Genomic DNA, 17,092 nt, shown 5'->3' with positions numbered 1-17,092 from the left:
AGCAAGGGATTCCCGCTTGCGCGGGAATGACGACTCAAAAATTAAGTTGCCAAAAAGCGCTTTGCGGTTGTGTAGAGCGTCTACAAACTAGCAAAAACTTGTGGTGTTTTGACGACAGCGAGCACCAATTTCCACCATTGATTCAAAGCAAGTATAGAATTTCTTCATGACACATCACTACGACAGCACTCCCATTGTTGCCATCGCCACCGCTCCAGGACGTGGCGGGATTGGCGTTGTGCGCATTTCCGGTAAAGACCTCAGCGGCATCACCCGCGCCCTCTTTGGCGAAACCGCACTCAAACCACGGCACGCGACCTATCTCGATTTCAAACAAGCCGATGGTAGCGTCATCGATCAGGGCTTGGCGATCGCCTTCAAAGCGCCGCATTCTTACACTGGCGAAGATGTCTTGGAGTTGCAGGGCCATGGCGGCCCGGTCGTGATGCAGATGTTATTGCAGCGCTGTTTAGAGGCCGGCAAAGAAGAGGGTTTGCGATTGGCGCAACCGGGCGAATTTACCCAACGCGCCTTCATGAATGACAAGCTCGACTTGGCGCAAGCTGAAGCTGTCTCTGACTTGATCGAAGCCTCGACCGAAGCGGCAGCAAAGTCCGCTTCACAATCGATGTCGGGCGCCTTCTCCAAAGTGATTCATGCACTGGTTGAGAAAGTGGTCCACCTGCGCATGTTGGTAGAAGCGACCTTAGATTTTCCCGAAGAAGAAATCGACTTCTTAGAAAAGTCCGACGCCCGTGGTCAACTCGCTGCGATTCAAGAAGCCTTACGTGCCGTTTTCGAACAAGCCGCGCAAGGTGCTTTATTGCGCGAAGGTTTGAACGTGGTCTTGGCCGGTCAACCGAATGTGGGTAAGTCGTCTTTATTGAATGCTTTAGCGGGCGATGATATTGCGATCGTCACCCCAATCGCTGGTACCACACGCGACAAAGTCACCGAAACCATCCATATCGAAGGGATTCCACTCAATATCATCGATACCGCGGGGATACGCCACGATCACGATGAAATCGTCGATGAGACTTTAAGTCCGAAGATCGATGCGGTGGAACGCATTGGCATAGAACGTACCTGGGCTGAAGTGCATAAGGCCGACGTGATTTTGCATTTGCTCGACGCCAGCCGTGGCCCAACTCGCGCCGATGAAGAAATCGCCGCGCAATTCCCTGATGATGTCCCTGTGATTTGCGTCTGGACCAAAATCGATCTGTCTGGTCATCATGCTAGCGTCGATACGATCAACGATTTGACGCAAGTGTATTTGTCAGCGCAAGAACATCTGGGCATGGATTTGTTGCGCAAAGAATTGCTGCGCATCGCGGGTTGGCAGCAAACAGGCGAATCTTTGTATTTGGCACGCGAACGCCATCTGATCGCACTCAAACACGCTCACGAACATTTACAGCAAGCAGCCGAATATGCGGCACAAAACGATCAATCACTCGACCTGTTCGCCGAAGAACTGCGCCTCACACAAGATCGACTCAATAGCATCACCGGTGAATTTACTTCCGATGATTTACTCGGCGTGATCTTCTCGCGTTTTTGTATTGGGAAGTAGGGATCATTATTGTTGCTTGGCTGCTTAGCTGCTTAGCTGCTTGGCTGCTTGGCTGCTTGGCTGCTTGGTTGCATTATCAGCCAAATGACTGGGCGGGGAATGGCATGCCCCACCCAAGTCCTATTCAAACTGATTCGCTCTGAAGCAGCTCCAACAAGCGATATCGACTACTGCGTGGATATTCCACTGGCGAGAATGGCATGCACGCTCGCGCATAATTCGTTTGTAACTCCGCGATGGTCGATGCTGAAGAGCATGACTTCGTCTGCGCAAAGCTTGGCTCTTCCGAACTTGCGCTGGTCGATTCCGCCAACTCCGTTTGAGATTGGTAAAGCAAACTAAGGCGCTCTTGCAGTAGTTCTTTCTCGACGATGTGCGAGACAGACCCCGCCTGTTGTACGCACAATCCGAAAATGCCTTGCTGTAGATAATCCCAATACTTGTTCGCACGTTCTTGTAGAGCGGACTCACATCGCTCGCCATCATCATTCGTACAATCCTGCAAAGGCCAACGCTGTTGCTGCCAATTGAGTAACGCAGCAAGACAGTGCTGCTTGAAACGCTGCTCAAAATGGGCAAGGGTTGCAGCGACGCCGTGTTCTCGCCAATACACGAAACGCGCTTGCATATCCTCTCGTAAATCGCGATGAAAGAATTGTTGGTCAGCGAGGTCGCTGGCTTCCAAATCACCGAATACCACCGAATGCAAACGTCCCGCGTGGATCCAATAACTGGGGCTCGCCAACACACCCTCTGACAATAGATGATCGAATTCTTCACGCGCAACAGACCATGCCTGCATCAAGTCCAAATCGCTGATATAAAACTGATCAAGATAGTGTTGTGTTTGCGGACTCATGCTGTGCCACCGTGGAAATGCACACTATCGTGCGGCGCTTCGACTCGTTCTTGCATGCCATAGTCACGCATCACCGACGCGACACGAATACGGTAGTCTTGGAAAATACTGGCACGCCCTTGCGCTTGCGCCGCTCGATGCATTTCCAGATTGCGCCACGCGATGACAGCAGCTTCATCGCGCCAAAAAGAGAGCGACAATAACTTATCGGGCATACTCAAACTTTGAAAACGCTCGATCGAAATGAAGCCATCGATCTTACTCAATTGTTCTTTCAATTCCGCCGCGATTCGCAGATACAGATCTTGCTGGCCGGGTTTAGTTTGTACTTCAAAGATGACGGTAATCATGGCTGTTCCTTGGTTTCATTTTGAGGCATCATTAAGATGCGAAAAGGTGGGCATGCGCGCATTCATCGATGGCCGATACTGAAACTGCAAATCCCTCAAAGCATCGCTCGAGTACGCCTGCAATAAAAGCGTTAGAGCGGAGCTGGCGATGCTCAGTGCCAAAGCCTCACCAGGGCAGCGGTGACGAGCATGACTAAAACTCATCTGCGCTTCCGCTTCACTATGATTGGCCGACGCCAGCAATAACAAAATCGTCTGCCCAGCTTTTAAAGTTTGCCCAGCAATCTCCCAATCACGCACGACGAAGCGACGAGTATTGTGGATCGCTGGATCTTGTTGTGCAATCTGCTGCACATAGCGCTGTACATCGCTCTCTAGTGGGAAATCACGATGAAGCCCCTGGGTACGCAAATGAGCAATACAACCCACAATACAATTACCCAGCAAACCAGCGCTGGCTTCGTAAGTCTGCGACAAAATGCCAAGTAAATTGGCGATCCACGCTGAGGCATCTTGCCATCCATGTTCGTCGATGGCGAGTTGATAGGCATGGGCGAAACTACCCTCTTCGCCAGATTGCTCTTGAAACATCTGCGCTAAACGCTGCTGTAAATGTAATGCTGCTTGATGCGCGCGCTGTAATGCCATCTCGTGGCTAAGTGGCGATAAACAGGCGACGAAGTCGGCAATTTCCTGCTCGATGACCGCGCTCTGCGCATGATCAAAACCGAGTGCCATTGCCATAGTGCGCACCGGTACTGCAAAGATCCATCGATTCAAGCGTTCTGGATCCAGTTGGTGAGACTGATGTTGCGGGCCATCGAGCAAGTCGATGAAACCATTCTGCGCTTGCATGATGGTTTGTAAGCGGTCCGGCGTGATCTGGCGTAAGGCTTGTTGTAAGCTCGCTTTCGCTAGACGATGCGCTTCACCTTCATTCATACGCATCAGCTTTCCAAAGATCTGACCAGCCGCTCCATTCGCAATCGCCTTCGGCACTAATTCATGCGGTGGGCGCACGACACAATCGAGAGAACTCAGAATCGCTGCAACGCTGTCGCTCGTCGTCGCAAGCCACGGTTGATGGCGGTCATCCCACCATAATTCGCCTCGCTCGCGTAACTCAACGTAGATAGGATAAGGGTTGCTGTGGTAGGGCAATTGTAATAAGTGAGGGTATGACATGCTTGATTCTCAATGAACAAGGACTGCACAAGATTGCGATAAAGAAGACCGTAGTCTACGCCTTGTGAAGCATGAACAATTCGCTTACCATCGAAGCATGGATGCCAAAACGAGTGAACTTCAATTAGCGGCCGTTGCTGCCGCCATCGCTGAGCCTGCACGGGCGAGCATGCTCTGTGCCTTGCTCGATCAACGCGCCCGCACTGCCACTGAACTCGCAACGCTCGCCGATATTTCAGCGTCCACCGCCAGTAGCCATCTCGCCAAGCTACGCGAGCAAAACTTAATCAGCATGGTGGCGCAAGGCAAGCATCGTTATTTCCAATTGCAGGGGCCCGAGGTTGCACAAGTCTTAGAAGCCCTGATGAATTTGGCTGCGCCGGCACGTCCGCGTTTTAAACCAAACACGCCTTCGCGACTACAAAGAGCGCGAACTTGCTATGACCATATGGCAGGTGAGATCGCCGTGCGCATGCATGATTATTTTTTGCAGCAAGGCTATTTTGAAACGAATCAAGACGATGTCAATCTGTATCATTTGAGTGAAGCAGGTCGAGTCTTTTTTGAAAATCTAGGAGTCACCTGTAGCATCGACAATCATCTTAGTGCGCAGCCAACAAAAAACAAGAGTCGACGTCGTTTTGCTTGTGCCTGTCTCGATTGGAGTGAACGCCGTCCGCACCTCGGTGGTGCTTTCGGCGCGCAACTGCTGCAGTTCTTGATTCAACAAGCATGGGTCGAGCGTGAGCTTGATAGTCGCGCGCTCAGCATTACCCGCAAAGGTGAGCGCCAGTTCGCCAAGTGGTTGGGCGAAGCATAATGGGGGTTTTGAATCGTCGCCCCAAGGCCATGCTAATGCTTAGGCATGCAGACTAAATAAATCCTTAAACACGACACGGCTTGGCGTACAGCCTTCCGGAAAATGCTGCATAAAATCGGCACGCATGGCTGGCGCGTGCTGTTCGAGATAACGTTGAAAATCAGCTTCTGTCTCGGCTTGATAACAGCTGCGGAATAGCGTGTCGCTGGCTTGATCAAAACGGATATGGCGAAAACATCCTGTCGCCAGAATTTCGGGCAGATGTTTGCTGCGCATATAGTGCACGAAAGCCTCGCGCAGATCGGCGCGCACCTCGACGCTGACTTCATAAAAAACCATCACACTACTCCTTAATCTTCATCCGCTTCAAGTTCAGCACTCGGTATTGCGCGACTACGTTCACGGTCAATTTGCGCCTTAAGTTTGTCAGCACTCTGCACAAAATGATCCACATCGTCATCACGCGCCACATGCAAACCGGGCGCGAATAAATCGCCCATATACAATTCGTCACCGAGCATACCGGTATTCTTTTGATGCGTCATCAACACGAGTCCTGAGCCTATCGAGGCACAGAACAGAGTGATCATCAACAAGCCCCGTGTATAACGACGTTTGATGGTACTGAGGTGGAAATAAATCGCGATGGCCAATACTAAGATTTCGATATGGCTGCTGTAACGCGATAGCCATTCCCACGAAAACATGAAGCCGATCCCCGCTGCCAAGATGTACCACAATTGCAAACCCACCATGGCACATGCCACCACAAATAAGTGACGACCAAAGCGTGGACTGCGTCCGAAAATACGATTCGCGGCGGCCCAAATGCCACTCCACAAAACGGTCGCCAATAGCACTGAAATCACTGCCTGCAAATACACGATTAAATTGAATCCATCGGTCTGCGTAATCCAAGTCGTGGAGGCGGTTAAGCCCGTGATCATCAGCGCGCCAACCAAGGCTGGACGCCATCCTTCCCATTGATAATTACTGGTGTCGAGCGCTTCAGGCTCCACTTCAAAATTCGAACGACGCACGCGAATATGAGTTTGCCCCAAGCGCACGATGGTGTGCCCTGTCAGCTCCAATTGCTCTTGACGACGCCCCTGATAACGCATGCCATTACGGCTTCCAAGATCGCGAATTTGCAAACTACCTTCTTCATTTTCATCGACCACAGCATGTCGCGCCGCGACATGTTCATCATCCAAAATGACATCGTTGTCATAGGCTCGTCCCAAACGGATCGGTAGTTCCGCAACTTGATGGCGTTGCTCGACTTCGCCGTTGCGGCTTAAGACTTCTACAAAGAATGGCGCACTCATTTTGCCTCTCCTTTGCTAGTGTTGACGTCAACCGCAATGCCCGCGGTAATCGGGCTCATGCTAATGCCCTTCAAGAACACCCGCGTTGCTCGCAAACCATTTTGATACGAAACACCGCGCACATCGAGTCGACTTTGCAGGACTTCCTTCGATTGATCAAGGCTGCTGCTGATCACGATGAAATCATACAGTTCTGGAAATTTACGATAGGCGCGGGTGCACACAACCGCTCGCATCGAGACGCCTTCATTCTTGATAAAATCCTCTATACAAGCTGGCGCAGTGACACTAGCTTGACGCGTGCTTGCGTAAATTTGATTCTTAAATCGTTCGCTAATCAAACGCGAGAAGCGCAAGGCATCCAGTTTTTTCGATTGCAACAAAGTGTGCGTCATCGCGACCAAACCAGTCTGCAATTTGCCCGACACAAAGAGCGAAGATTCCATGGCGCAGTTCATTTTGTCTTCGGAGTAGGCGGTTTCTTCTTTCGTATTCGAGCTACCCCAGCAGCGCATCTGATCGGACTCACGTACAGGCACCAAATAACGTCCCAGTAATTTAGAACTCAAATTATTTTCAAGTAACTTATCGATCATGAAGTTTTGATGCGTCAGTAATTGACGTCCCACTTCTTGGCTAAATGAACTTGGCACCTGCTTCTGTGTCTTCACACGATTAATCAAATCGACCACATAACGAGCCGGCACCAAGAAGCTCACCAATTCTCCGTCGGTTCGCTTCGCCACATTGACTCCCGCTAAAGCGCCTGCACTATTGACGTTGGGACCGCCACTCATGCCGGCATTAATCGGCCCAGTGAACATAAATTGATCATAAAACGAACGCCCGATTACACCATTGTAGGCACCTTCCGAAATCGCGAATCCCAAATCGAGCGGGTTACCTAAAGAATACAGATACTGTCCTTGCGACAAAGGTGCCAGTTGATTGGCGTTGCTCGGAATCTTAAAAAAACCTTTACCCTTGCGACTCACGCGGACCACTGCCAAATCATGTAGAACATCGACCGCCAATAATTCGACCGTACCACGCTGATCATTGGTGTCGACAAATTCACCGATGTAAACCTCGGGCTCAAGAGCAATCTGCGACACCACGTGATAATTCGTCACTACTAAATCGCTGTCATCGACGAAGAAGCCTGAGCCAACCGAGGATTGCGTGCGCCCATTTTTCACCAGTACGCGAATCTGCAATAAATCATTCTTGGCCACGCTATACAGCTTCTGCGCCGCTGAAGAGGGTTGCGGCAATACCGATTCGCCAGTGGTCTGACGCGCACTATCTTGCTCGCTTTGTTTCTGTGCGAAGGAGGGAAGTGCGACCGAACTCGCCACGATGCTCAATAACAAGCAGGCACACCACGTTAGGGTTTGAGAATATTTTTCAGACATCATGTGAATAGAAAGTTGGTGCAATCAAATTCCAAAAATGGATATGTGAATCAAAGGCAAAACAGGTGATCAGGCATCAAGCATAACGGCCTTTTATGACAGGAAGTAAAAGCCCTGCGCTTTGCCAGTGTTTTTGCATTAAAGAAGTCGATAGAGAAGTCAAAATAGCCACATATCGAAGGCTACAAAGCGACCACATTGCGGCCACACCACCCCATCTAAGCGACTGATTTATATCGAAATAAGCAAAACTCAATGACTTTGAGCCCAGCCATTCTATCAAAATCGCGGTGTTGCATTTTTTCATCGCTGGCTCGTAGAAATCGCGCCTTTTTAATCACTCTGATAGCTTCTTTAGGCAACACAACTCAACACAATTCAGTCCAACTCGGTCGAACTCAGTTCATTTAAGCTTCTGCACGGAGTAACTCGGCAAGACGGCGGCCTGCTCGCCCGAGAGCCTGATCCCGATGGTGGACCATGCGCGGCACAAATCGATAACGCGAGCCTTCTTCGAATTTGACTTCGACCAGCTTTCGTTTCTTCAGTTCGTCTTTGACCAAGAAACTCGGCATCCACCCATAACCGAGTCCCATCAATAAGGCCTCCTTCTTAGCGAAAAAACCATCCAAATAGAACACGCGTTCACTGCCAAACACGTGTTCATCATTGCCGCTTTGACTGGAGTCTTGCACCGATAATTCCGTGTGTTCCTGCAATTGGGCGAGGCTGACTTTTTTCATACTCGCCAAGGCATGTTCTGGTGCGACACACAAAACACATTCGATTTCTTGTAAATTCTCTGCATGTAAATGCGGATGCGCCACATAATCTTTCACGATCATCAAATCGGCTTTTTCGGTTTCGAAGCGATGCTGCACACCGCGTAAGAATTCCACTTTGACTTGCACGCGGGTCGGCGCTCCTTCCTCCGCCAAGTCTTTCAACGCTTTCAAAATCGTCTGCAGGGGCAAAATGCCATCAACGATCACCAGTAACTTCGCTTCCCAGGCTTGATTAAACTCACGCGCTAAGTGTTCGAGTTGGTTCGCTTGAATTAAGAGGCGACGTCCTTCGTTCAAGATCACTTCGCCAGCCGAGGTCAATTTGACGCGGTAGCCATCACGATCGAGCAAGCTCAAGCCCAGCTGCTGCTCTAGCTGTTTAATTTGATAACTAATTGCTGATTGAGCTCGATGCAAACGCAAAGCGGCCTTTGCCACGCTGCCTTCGCGCACCACGGTATCGAGTGCCAACATGAAATTAAGGTCCAGGCTCATACCAACTCCATCCATCGAAAAGATCATCGAAATATTTGATGAAGTCTAGCGAAAGATTACGCTTTTTTTGTTGATCTACCTTAATTACATTAGCGAAAACCATGGCTAACGCGGTGTTAGCCCCATAATTTTTTGGAGACCAACGATGACACAAGCGAATCCTCTCAATCTGCGCGGTATCGAATTCACTGAATTCTGCGGCCCTTCGGCAGAACACTTAGAAAAATTGTTTTGGGCTTTTGGTTTCTCCAAATTGCGCCAACATCCTAGCAAAGACATCAGCTATTTCCGCCAGAACGATATTCACTTCCTCATCAACAATGAGCGTCAAGGATTCTCCGCTGCATTCGCGAAAAAGCACGGTCCTTCGATTTGCTCTATGGGCTGGCGCGTGGACAATGCCGCTCTCGCGCTCGAAGAGGCGGTGAAACGCGGTGCGCGCGCTGTTGCCGACAGCGATAAAGATCACGCCTATCCAGCGGTCTACGGCATTGGCGAAAGTGTGATTTATTTCATCGAACCAACTTCCACCGGTGCTTCTATTTACGAGCGCGACTTCGCAGCACTCGCGTCGCCACTGATTCAAGCTGATAAAGGCTTCTTGACGGTCGACCATTTGACCAATAACGTCCCGTTCGGTGAGCAAGAAAAATGGGCTAGCTTCTACAAAGAGATTTTTGGTTTCACCGAAGTGCGTTACTTCGATATTCAAGGCGCGAAAACTGGTTTGACCAGCTACGCTTTGCGTTCACCGGATGGCAGTTTCTGCATCCCTATCAATCAACCGAAGAACGAGCAAGATCAAATTGCAGAGTATCTGCGCGACTACAACGGTCCGGGCGTACAGCATTTGGCTTTCTTGACGACGGATATTTTGCACTCACTCGATCAACTCGACGGCAGTGATATTGAAACTCTCGACATCGATGACGACTACTATGCTGACGTGTTCCAACGTGTGCCCAATGTGCGTCAAGACCATGCTCGCATCGCCCAGCATCAAGTGTTAGTCGACGGCGATGATGATGGTTACTTGCTGCAAATCTTCACTAAAAACATCATCGGCCCTATCTTCATTGAAATCATCCAACGCGAAAATAATTTGAGTTTCGGCGAAGGTAATTTCGGTGCTTTATTCCGTTCCATCGAAAAAGATCAGGAACGTCGCGGTGTAATTTAAGCGATAGAAAATAACGGAAAAAGCAAAGACACTGAATTCCCGCCTTCGCGGGAATGACGCACAAATTTAGGAGAACATCATGGCCTTACAAGGCGTACATCATGTGGCATATCGTTGCCGCGACACCAAGGAAACTGTCGAGTTTTATCAAAAGGCCTTAGGCATGGATTTCATGTTAGCGATCTCGGAAGATCGCGTGCCATCGACCAAAGAGCCTGATCCTTACATGCATGTTTTCCTTGATGCAGGCAATGGCAATGTCTTGGCTTTTTTTGAAATTCCCAATTCACCAGAGATGGGCCGCGACCCCAATACACCGGCATGGGTGCAACATTTAGCCTTCCAAGTCGATAGTTTAGAGAGCTTGATGCAAGCCAAAACACATTTGGAAAGCATGGGTTTAGAAGTGATTGGACCGACCAATCACGAACTCTTCCAATCGATTTATTTCAATGATCCCAACGGTCATCGCATTGAATTAGCGGCCAACACCTCGACTCCAGAAATGTTGAAAAAGCTCAAGGAAATCGCACCACAAATGTTGGAAGATTGGACGGCCAGCAAGCGTACGGTGCATCATGCGGCATGGTTGCATGAGAAAGAATTTGCGGCGGCGTAAGGACTGAACTTCAGTCCAACTTAAGAGCAACTCTAGAGCAACTTAGAGTTCACACGCGTATTCCGCATTCCTTTGTCTCCCTCTGTACACTTCGTACAGCTTTAACACCGGCTAGGTCTCTCTTCGAGAATAGCGCGGTGTTTTTTATTGGAGAGGCCCAAGTCGGTGCTACGCTGATTTTTAACACTAGGGCGGCACTGAAGTTACAAAAAAAGTCCGCGATGACTTCAAAAATCACGTAGAACTCTTGGCCGACTTCAAGCACATCACCAACATCAACACTGCCGAGATCAGCACTAGCACTGAGGAAAGTCCCAAGATAGGGCCGAGCGTTTCTTCAGGCAATTTTTGGGCGAGCAACAGAGTCAATGCAACACCCATGACCACGGTGCCGACATTGTGTAAGGCAAATTGCACGGTAGCGAGCTTGCCAGCGGTAACACCTAACCACAGCTTGTGAATCACACCATAGATAAACGAGGTCACAAAGCCAAGCAACAGAATATGTGCGTGGGCAGGGTGAAGACTATGATCTTTCGAAGCCGCCATATAGATGCCGTAACACATACCCGCCACCGCATATAGCAACGCAGCCACCAAAAACTTTCTATCCATCTTATTGCTCCCTTTATGTTTGTTATGAATGATGTGCGTCAACATGACCCGATCGACGCGCAAGCGACTCTGCCACATGTCGCATTGCACAAGCAAGCTGACCGAATCAATAACAACAAATAGGAACTAACGTGGCGCCACGGCCTGCCAGCGACGACTGAGGATCCAAGCGCTGACAAATCCGACAAATATAGCGGTCAGACTCTCACGCCAGGCCGATGCAGCGAAGGCGAAATACAAAGCGGCAGCGCAGCCCACGAAGAAGACACTCCACACCACGAACGGCTTGCGGACCGGTGCTGCGTAGCTGGCCGACAGCACCATCAAGAGTGCGACAGTGCCAGCGCCAACACAAAAACTGGTTTGCTCAGCAAGCGGAAACCATGACGCATAGCACATGCCCGAAACTCGTTCGGAACTAGGACAGAAATGATCAAACAAGCCATATAGGCCCATTCCCAAGATCAGCCCTGCATACCAACTACCAAGCATGGCGATCGGGACCAAACACCAGCGAAGAATGATGATTATTTTTTGCATACCGAATTTCTTAGGTGGCCTCAGTTGATCTCACTACAAAGCGCGACATGGGAGCTTGAAATCAACATGATAATGCTCATCATGGCGCACCCAGGGCTTTTTCTTCATCAAAGGAAGATGGCGCTGCAGGTAGGCGCCATGTTTGCTCGCATACACGCCGCGCATGAGCTGCGGATCGAAGATCAATAGCGCAATATCCATACCATGCGCCTTAGCCGCGAGATGCAGTTGATACAAATGTTCGCCGATGGCGGCGTAATCGATGCGCAGATCCTGGTAACGTCCTTGTCGATCAAATTCAATATCGTAGCCCCAGCGATTGCGCATCGAACGCGGTAATTGTACTGAATGACCCTGCTGATCCACCACTGGCACCATAAAGTCGACCGAGGTGCCGTTTTGGTGCGTGCGATGTGGCCTAAAACGACCGCCACGGCGGCTACCCGTCTCGCCATACACATATCGCACCTCGGGCATCGCGGTGCTTAATTGACGATAAGCGGACAGCACCACCTCCGCCACGTCTTGATGCACATAATTACGTCCGAGTACACCACTCAAACCAGCGTACGCTTCGAAATTCTCCGCACTGCTTGGCAATTGCACCGCACCCTCAATGCGGCCCTGCGCCGGACTGCCGTAACAGACACTTTGTGACCATGCAGATGCCCCAACGACAGCAAAACCAAGTATCCACACCGTGATCAAACAACGATCAATACGGCCATTTCGAGTCGAAGTTTCTTGTCGATTACATTGAAACGTCATAGTTTTGTTTTTGATGTTGAAAAGATACTCGGTCTAAGGAAATTTGCTGACGGCGACGCCAAGTATAGGCCCAAGATCGGTCTTACGGTCATGCCGGTTCAAAGCGAGCGAATACAAACTCGAAATCGAACCATCGAGATAAAGGGCATCGTTGCATTGCAGTTCATCTCGGAAGAACGCGGCGAATTCATAAAAACTGACAGGGCGATTTGAGATCACAAAGACCAAGCCTTGCGCGCGTATGCCGACGCCATTACGAATGTGCTTGGATGGTGAGGCGGGATCAAAACTGGGATGGATCTGTGCATGACGTAACAGCAGCGGTCCGGATTGCGTGGCATTCGAAAATTCGTGGGCGCGCGCTGGATATTCACTGGTCTCAAGAATCGCTACACTGTCCTTCGACCACGCCAGGACACCGTTCGGTTTTAAAAAGAAGTTGCCATAACCGCCGTCGTGATTCACCGGATTCCACACCTTGCCGTCAATTTGCAGCAAGCCCACCGGACTAAAATCATAGTGGTACATGCCTGCATTCATGGCGAATACCAAACTCTGCCCACGACCATCCAACCATCGCGCTAAAGTCTCAAATCGTTTAAAAACACGCCCTCGCTCGTCGCTCCAAAATAGGCGCAATTGCGCCGCGCTCGGCAACTCAAGCACGGTGTAATTGGCGTTTGACTGGGTTACTGTGATTGAACCTGTTGGTGGGTTTAAAGATAAACTCGTTGCCGATTTTTCTGCAGGGATTGATTGGGAATTTGCTTGGGTCTGTGCGGTGCTAACAAATGCCAATAGCCCGCTCAAAAGAAGAGGGGTGCTGAGACCAAGCATATGCGCGAACAATCTCATCATTTTGAATTACTCATGTCCTCAAACATCAATACGCGATCGGTGACAACACCGCATGCATCGTTTCTGCATCCGTTGCTTGCTCCATACAGCAACAACAATACCCAAATCGCGAGATCAAGCGAATCTCAACCACTTGTGCGCGAAACCATACGTAGGCCAAAATCAAGGCTAAGCCTGCATACATCAACAGCTTACCCACGGGCCGTTTTGCAGCAATCGGTAGATACCATTTCTTCAGCACCGAGCAAAGCACCAGCGCACCGACCATACCACCGATCAAGGCAGGCCACACGACATAGCTAGGCTCGAGCTCAGGTATGAAGTGAACCGTGCGATACAAAAAAATTTTGTAGGCGGCGGTGATAGCACCGATCACCATCGGTGCTATCCAAATCATGAGTAGGCTAGACAGATGGCGCTGCCAATTGGAGAGGCTTGTCATCGTCATTCGACTCTCGAATAGAAATTTGCGTGCACTTCAACATGTGACAACGGCAGTCAGGGTAAGCCCAACAGACGACAAGACGAAGATCGTCCAACGAGCACGTTGGAATACAAGATCCCACAGACTTACACAGGCGAACAACAGATAAAACGCATAGCCCCAACCAAGGTAATCACCAAATAGAATTGTGTGGAGCCAGTTTTGTTGGAACAGATACAAACCGGCCACCAAGAAGTTCGCAACGCTCACGAGTGCAATGCTCGGCAAGGATATCCATGCAGAATAAGCCGAAGCGAACAGCACAGTGGCAAGCATGCTGAGAAGTAGCGCATTGATGGCAGAGAAAATGCGAATTTCACGCAGCAATTTTTCTACTGTATTGCGGTACTCGTGCATCAGAAATTGTTTTAGTTTGGCTTCTTCATGTAACAGCTGATCGAGCGAAGCTTGGGCTACGATCGGTGCAAGGCCTTGCATCATCTGACGACAATAGCAGTCTGGATCTTGCATCTCAGCGATGAATTGATCAATGCTTTTTTGGAAGGCGGCATCTCGTAATATCTGAGCACGCTGCTCTTGTTTTTGCTGGAGCAGCTCACGTGCTATGCGAGTGATTTCATGTTGATCAAGGCTCGCTTCAAGTCGGTTCTGCAACTGATAGCGAATCACGCCCTCGACCGATTTTTCGATCCATACCGGCTGTAAGAAACTTAAGGCAAAGAGGCACCAAGAGAGAAGAGCGCCAGCGACAATGACGATCAAAAGAACGCGACGGGACACACGATGCTCCTTAGAAAAATCCACGTTGTTTCAAGACCGTTTGCTTCATCAGCTCGAGCAAATCTTGAGCTCGCACGCCCATTTTGCACACGGCATTGTGCCCCGTGGTTGCATACAGTGGGGACGGAAAGCGGCGCGCTACATCGTCGATACTAGATTCGGATTCTTCACTGATTTTCTTCAGATCAAATGTCAACTCAGGCACATAATCGATCGCTTGCAGTGCCGCTGGTGGCAGGCTATGGAGAGAAGCTGCGCCTTTGCTCTTACCATACGGATTTCCACAAAATGCCCAATCACCATCTTTGGTGGGATCTACCGGAAAATACTGGTACTTCACGTGGTACCACTGTCCCTCAATCTTCGTCACAAACAGCATGACTTGCTGATGTTGACCAAATTTCGGTGTTCCATAATGGTCGTATGCGGTGAATTCAATTCGATCTCCTCCCTCAAACTCACCATAGATCGGCTGCAAAATTTGATAGCGAGCGCGAAAGGCGGCATCCATACATATGCGGTTGGGCGGGCAAGGGATCTCAAATTCCTGCAGCGAAATTTTTTTGCCAATGAAAACAAATAAAGGATAGGGATTCTGCTTTGTCTCTTGGCTTTCGACTTGGTCTTGAGCGGCGCTTGGAACGCCAACAGCAAGCCAAACTAGGCTCAAGCACAGTAAAAGTGAGATAGGGCGCATAGCTTGATTTATAAGTGATATGCCAAATTGCTATCATAGCGCTACACTGTCTGTCACCACAAGCGACTATGCTGACTTGTTCGCATTGATATCGGACCTAATTCTTACGGACGCAGGTGTAAGTTAAACGCTGTTGATGAACGCCAGCGGCAGCCGCGGATTCAGGGTCATACGCTGCTTTATCAACCGCACTTCCAAGCTCATCGAAATGCCCGGGATGGCCTTCTACCGTTCCTGATACTCTGCCAAGCACATAAGACTCCGCGCATGAGCCATAGAGCGCAAACCCACCAGTGAGGTAATAACTTGCGTACGCTTGCCATGGTCTGAGTTTTCGTCCTTTGTGAGTCACTGTGACATTGATTGGCGTATCGCGCTCGCCGTCACCATAGCGAAAAAAGAAATCAACACGATAGTAGCGTATTCCTGGCGTCGGTTTGTATTTGGAGTAATCCGGAAACCGAGCAGATAGTTCACAACCATCAATGCCTTTCATGATTGTCACCGATTGAAAATACGCCGCCGAGTAATATCCCGTGTCAGGTGTATCAATCACACCTCGAGTCTCGACACGACAATCACGAAAGCGTTCTAAGGCGATCTTACTTTGATCATCTGCAATCAGCTGCAGACTCGCTTGGCCGCAGTAGGGACGGTCTAATTTCAATTCAAACCATGAACGCAATCCCTGTCTAAAGACCAAGCGACCAGTTAAGGTTTGCGGCACGACCGCTCGGTTTTCTTGCGCGTCTGTCGATGTTCTACAGTGCTCCACTTGGCTCCACGCCGAGGTAGAACATAAAAACAATATGAGACTCGCCCATAGGCGACTCAAAAAGTGGTGAAACATGGTGGGGCCTCAGAGCTTATCAAAAGCAGTAGAACTGAAGAAAATAATTGAAACCAATTCTACTTGAGCCGCTCATGCAAAAGCTAGGAAAAACACGGATCAAAGACGCAAGCACGTGCGCCTCTAACGCGTCGATTCACATTGAATGGATTTAGCTTGTAGCTTGATGAATTTGACTTTCTTGTCGTCGATTGCCCACGCTTGATTGGCTAATTTGCTCTTCTCTTTACTTTGATCTAAAGAGAACCATACCAAGGAACTCGATTCTGGTTTGCTATCGATGACGCAGGGTGACACTTCTGATTGGGGTTCACCAGCTGGATATGGCGATGCCAATACATCCTTAATGATGCCCTTTTTTTCGAGGAAGAGATATTCGCGACCACAAATAAGCCAAGTCGACATAGTCCACGGATCACCCGCAGCTTCGACGCCGATACTACCAAGGCTCTCCAAATTGAGATCGCGGTGCATCGCTTCAATCGCAGCTGGGCGGTCGTTTAAGACCTGGCGTCCCAGCAGCTGCTTAGCAACGTCAGACTTACAAGTCACTCCTCGAAAATGGGATTCCGCGGCCATAGTAGACGTGGAAAATAAAGCAAGAAAAACCAATAACGCGTTGATGCGAAATCTCATTGCGGCCCTCCCTAGTTTTTATTTTTTGCGAACGGTTCACTATACCCGCCCTCAAAACACGCTTCAACACAGGCAGCGAGTCACATCGGAAATTCATGCTTTCGGTGAGGAAAAATGTGTGATCCCATGCACACTCTTAATAAATTGCGTTCTTTAAATGGCATTTTCCTTTTTGCCGTGCTTGTATCAACGAAAATCCGCATAAGCAAATCGGTTTTTATTATTTTGCCGTATAAGCCGACTTTGTTAATGTGTGAAGCCTGTTCATTGATCGTTTTTTGGGAAGTC

General features: G+C 49.5%; 20 protein-coding genes. 4 read left to right on the top strand and 16 right to left on the bottom strand.

The annotated features are described in order from the left end of the window. The first annotated feature begins 166 nt into the window (after positions 1 to 166). Complete coding sequence (mnmE, locus tag RF679_RS00410; RefSeq protein WP_309482247.1) at positions 167 to 1,579, top strand: tRNA uridine-5-carboxymethylaminomethyl(34) synthesis GTPase MnmE; 1,413 nt, start codon at positions 167 to 169, stop codon at positions 1,577 to 1,579. A 124-nt stretch (positions 1,580 to 1,703) separates the two neighbouring features. On the opposite strand, the gene RF679_RS00405 is transcribed toward mnmE, so the two are convergent. From RF679_RS00405 to RF679_RS00395, 3 genes are read right to left on the bottom strand one after another with little or no spacing between them, the layout of a single operon-like run. Further along, positions 1,704 to 2,438, bottom strand: a complete 735-nt coding sequence (locus tag RF679_RS00405) for a DUF6058 family natural product biosynthesis protein (RefSeq protein ID WP_309482246.1) — start codon at positions 2,436 to 2,438, stop codon at positions 1,704 to 1,706. Continuing rightward, positions 2,435 to 2,788 carry an antibiotic biosynthesis monooxygenase family protein gene (locus RF679_RS00400; RefSeq protein ID WP_309482245.1) on the bottom strand — a complete coding sequence of 118 codons (354 nt, stop codon included), beginning with the start codon at positions 2,786 to 2,788 and terminating at the stop codon, positions 2,435 to 2,437. Before RF679_RS00400 ends, RF679_RS00405 begins: the two co-directional genes overlap by 4 nt. Positions 2,789 to 2,803: 15 nt before the next feature. After that, the gene (locus tag RF679_RS00395; protein WP_309482244.1) at positions 2,804 to 3,973 is read right to left on the bottom strand and encodes a cytochrome P450 family protein; all 1,170 of its coding nucleotides are present in this window, start codon (positions 3,971 to 3,973) and stop codon (positions 2,804 to 2,806) included. 97 nt (positions 3,974 to 4,070) lie between these two features. On the opposite strand from RF679_RS00395, the gene RF679_RS00390 reads away from it, so the two are divergent. Further along, positions 4,071 to 4,793 (top strand): ArsR/SmtB family transcription factor, encoded by a 723-nt coding sequence (locus tag RF679_RS00390; protein WP_309482243.1) that lies wholly within the window; start codon positions 4,071 to 4,073, stop codon positions 4,791 to 4,793. 39 nt (positions 4,794 to 4,832) lie between these two features. Here the strand turns inward: RF679_RS00390 and RF679_RS00385 are convergent, their stop codons facing one another. The 4 genes from RF679_RS00385 to RF679_RS00370 all read right to left on the bottom strand — a co-directional run bounded on the left by RF679_RS00385 (position 4,833) and on the right by RF679_RS00370 (position 8,816). Then, positions 4,833 to 5,132, bottom strand: a complete 300-nt coding sequence (locus RF679_RS00385) for a DUF4286 family protein (protein WP_309482242.1) — start codon at positions 5,130 to 5,132, stop codon at positions 4,833 to 4,835. A gap of 11 nt (positions 5,133 to 5,143) precedes the next feature. Beyond that, on the bottom strand, positions 5,144 to 6,121 hold the full coding sequence (locus RF679_RS00380) for an FHA domain-containing protein (RefSeq protein WP_309482241.1): 978 nt from the start codon (positions 6,119 to 6,121) through the stop codon (positions 5,144 to 5,146). Next, entirely contained in the window at positions 6,118 to 7,560 is a 1,443-nt protein-coding gene (locus RF679_RS00375; protein ID WP_309482240.1) for a S1 family peptidase, read from the bottom strand. Before RF679_RS00375 ends, RF679_RS00380 begins: the two co-directional genes overlap by 4 nt. Before the next feature lie 383 nt (positions 7,561 to 7,943). Continuing rightward, positions 7,944 to 8,816 (bottom strand): LysR family transcriptional regulator, encoded by an 873-nt coding sequence (locus tag RF679_RS00370; protein ID WP_309482239.1) that lies wholly within the window; start codon positions 8,814 to 8,816, stop codon positions 7,944 to 7,946. Positions 8,817 to 8,961: 145 nt separating this feature from the next. Here RF679_RS00370 and hppD point away from each other — a divergent pair, with 145 nt between their 5' ends. Beyond that, positions 8,962 to 9,996, top strand: a complete 1,035-nt coding sequence (gene hppD, locus RF679_RS00365; RefSeq protein ID WP_309482238.1) for a 4-hydroxyphenylpyruvate dioxygenase — start codon at positions 8,962 to 8,964, stop codon at positions 9,994 to 9,996. A 79-nt stretch (positions 9,997 to 10,075) separates the two neighbouring features. Then, positions 10,076 to 10,615: a VOC family protein gene (locus RF679_RS00360; protein ID WP_309482237.1), complete on the top strand. Its 540-nt coding sequence runs from the start codon at positions 10,076 to 10,078 to the stop codon at positions 10,613 to 10,615. A gap of 234 nt (positions 10,616 to 10,849) precedes the next feature. On the opposite strand, the gene RF679_RS00355 is transcribed toward RF679_RS00360, so the two are convergent. The 9 genes from RF679_RS00355 to RF679_RS00315 all read right to left on the bottom strand — a co-directional run bounded on the left by RF679_RS00355 (position 10,850) and on the right by RF679_RS00315 (position 16,804). After that, positions 10,850 to 11,230 (bottom strand): hypothetical protein, encoded by a 381-nt coding sequence (locus tag RF679_RS00355; protein WP_309482236.1) that lies wholly within the window; start codon positions 11,228 to 11,230, stop codon positions 10,850 to 10,852. Between the two features lie 126 nt (positions 11,231 to 11,356). Then, positions 11,357 to 11,770, bottom strand: a complete 414-nt coding sequence (locus tag RF679_RS00350) for a hypothetical protein (protein ID WP_309482235.1) — start codon at positions 11,768 to 11,770, stop codon at positions 11,357 to 11,359. Between the two features lie 33 nt (positions 11,771 to 11,803). Next, positions 11,804 to 12,538: a penicillin-insensitive murein endopeptidase gene (locus RF679_RS00345; RefSeq protein WP_309482234.1), complete on the bottom strand. Its 735-nt coding sequence runs from the start codon at positions 12,536 to 12,538 to the stop codon at positions 11,804 to 11,806. Positions 12,539 to 12,571: 33 nt separating this feature from the next. Then, positions 12,572 to 13,396, bottom strand: coding sequence for a phosphodiester glycosidase family protein (locus RF679_RS00340; RefSeq protein WP_309482233.1), 825 nt, complete (start codon positions 13,394 to 13,396; stop codon positions 12,572 to 12,574). Positions 13,397 to 13,421: 25 nt separating this feature from the next. Beyond that, a complete protein-coding gene (locus RF679_RS00335; protein ID WP_309482232.1) occupies positions 13,422 to 13,844 on the bottom strand; it encodes a hypothetical protein in 423 nt (140 codons plus the stop codon). 30 nt (positions 13,845 to 13,874) lie between these two features. Continuing rightward, positions 13,875 to 14,621 carry a hypothetical protein gene (locus RF679_RS00330; protein ID WP_309482231.1) on the bottom strand — a complete coding sequence of 249 codons (747 nt, stop codon included), beginning with the start codon at positions 14,619 to 14,621 and terminating at the stop codon, positions 13,875 to 13,877. 10 nt (positions 14,622 to 14,631) lie between these two features. Next, positions 14,632 to 15,132 (bottom strand): hypothetical protein, encoded by a 501-nt coding sequence (locus RF679_RS00325; RefSeq protein ID WP_309482230.1) that lies wholly within the window; start codon positions 15,130 to 15,132, stop codon positions 14,632 to 14,634. A gap of 283 nt (positions 15,133 to 15,415) precedes the next feature. After that, positions 15,416 to 16,168, bottom strand: coding sequence for a hypothetical protein (locus RF679_RS00320; protein ID WP_309482229.1), 753 nt, complete (start codon positions 16,166 to 16,168; stop codon positions 15,416 to 15,418). A gap of 123 nt (positions 16,169 to 16,291) precedes the next feature. Further along, positions 16,292 to 16,804, bottom strand: a complete 513-nt coding sequence (locus RF679_RS00315) for a hypothetical protein (RefSeq protein WP_309482228.1) — start codon at positions 16,802 to 16,804, stop codon at positions 16,292 to 16,294. Positions 16,805 to 17,092 lie beyond the last annotated feature (288 nt).

This window comes from Undibacterium cyanobacteriorum, from assembly GCF_031326225.1.
In the GTDB taxonomy this organism is placed as follows: domain Bacteria; phylum Pseudomonadota; class Gammaproteobacteria; order Burkholderiales; family Burkholderiaceae_D; genus Undibacterium; species Undibacterium cyanobacteriorum.
This window is presented reverse-complemented; position numbering and strand designations above follow the sequence as displayed.

Bases quoted from the DNA above. Each gene is read 5' to 3' on its own strand.
- mnmE (WP_309482247.1), top strand. From the start codon at position 167: ATGACACATCACTACGACAGCACTCCCATTGTTGCCATCGCCACCGCT.
- RF679_RS00405 (WP_309482246.1), bottom strand. From the start codon at position 2,438: ATGAGTCCGCAAACACAACACTATCTTGATCAGTTTTATATCAGCGAT.
- RF679_RS00400 (WP_309482245.1), bottom strand. From the start codon at position 2,788: ATGATTACCGTCATCTTTGAAGTACAAACTAAACCCGGCCAGCAAGAT.
- RF679_RS00395 (WP_309482244.1), bottom strand. From the start codon at position 3,973: ATGTCATACCCTCACTTATTACAATTGCCCTACCACAGCAACCCTTAT.
- RF679_RS00390 (WP_309482243.1), top strand. From the start codon at position 4,071: ATGGATGCCAAAACGAGTGAACTTCAATTAGCGGCCGTTGCTGCCGCC.
- RF679_RS00385 (WP_309482242.1), bottom strand. From the start codon at position 5,132: ATGGTTTTTTATGAAGTCAGCGTCGAGGTGCGCGCCGATCTGCGCGAG.
- RF679_RS00380 (WP_309482241.1), bottom strand. From the start codon at position 6,121: ATGAGTGCGCCATTCTTTGTAGAAGTCTTAAGCCGCAACGGCGAAGTC.
- RF679_RS00370 (WP_309482239.1), bottom strand. From the start codon at position 8,816: ATGAGCCTGGACCTTAATTTCATGTTGGCACTCGATACCGTGGTGCGC.
- hppD (WP_309482238.1), top strand. From the start codon at position 8,962: ATGACACAAGCGAATCCTCTCAATCTGCGCGGTATCGAATTCACTGAA.
- RF679_RS00360 (WP_309482237.1), top strand. From the start codon at position 10,076: ATGGCCTTACAAGGCGTACATCATGTGGCATATCGTTGCCGCGACACC.
- RF679_RS00355 (WP_309482236.1), bottom strand. From the start codon at position 11,230: ATGGATAGAAAGTTTTTGGTGGCTGCGTTGCTATATGCGGTGGCGGGT.
- RF679_RS00350 (WP_309482235.1), bottom strand. From the start codon at position 11,770: ATGCAAAAAATAATCATCATTCTTCGCTGGTGTTTGGTCCCGATCGCC.
- RF679_RS00345 (WP_309482234.1), bottom strand. From the start codon at position 12,538: ATGACGTTTCAATGTAATCGACAAGAAACTTCGACTCGAAATGGCCGT.
- RF679_RS00340 (WP_309482233.1), bottom strand. From the start codon at position 13,396: ATGATGAGATTGTTCGCGCATATGCTTGGTCTCAGCACCCCTCTTCTT.
- RF679_RS00335 (WP_309482232.1), bottom strand. From the start codon at position 13,844: ATGACGATGACAAGCCTCTCCAATTGGCAGCGCCATCTGTCTAGCCTA.
- RF679_RS00325 (WP_309482230.1), bottom strand. From the start codon at position 15,132: ATGGATGCCGCCTTTCGCGCTCGCTATCAAATTTTGCAGCCGATCTAT.
- RF679_RS00320 (WP_309482229.1), bottom strand. From the start codon at position 16,168: ATGTTTCACCACTTTTTGAGTCGCCTATGGGCGAGTCTCATATTGTTT.
- RF679_RS00315 (WP_309482228.1), bottom strand. From the start codon at position 16,804: ATGAGATTTCGCATCAACGCGTTATTGGTTTTTCTTGCTTTATTTTCC.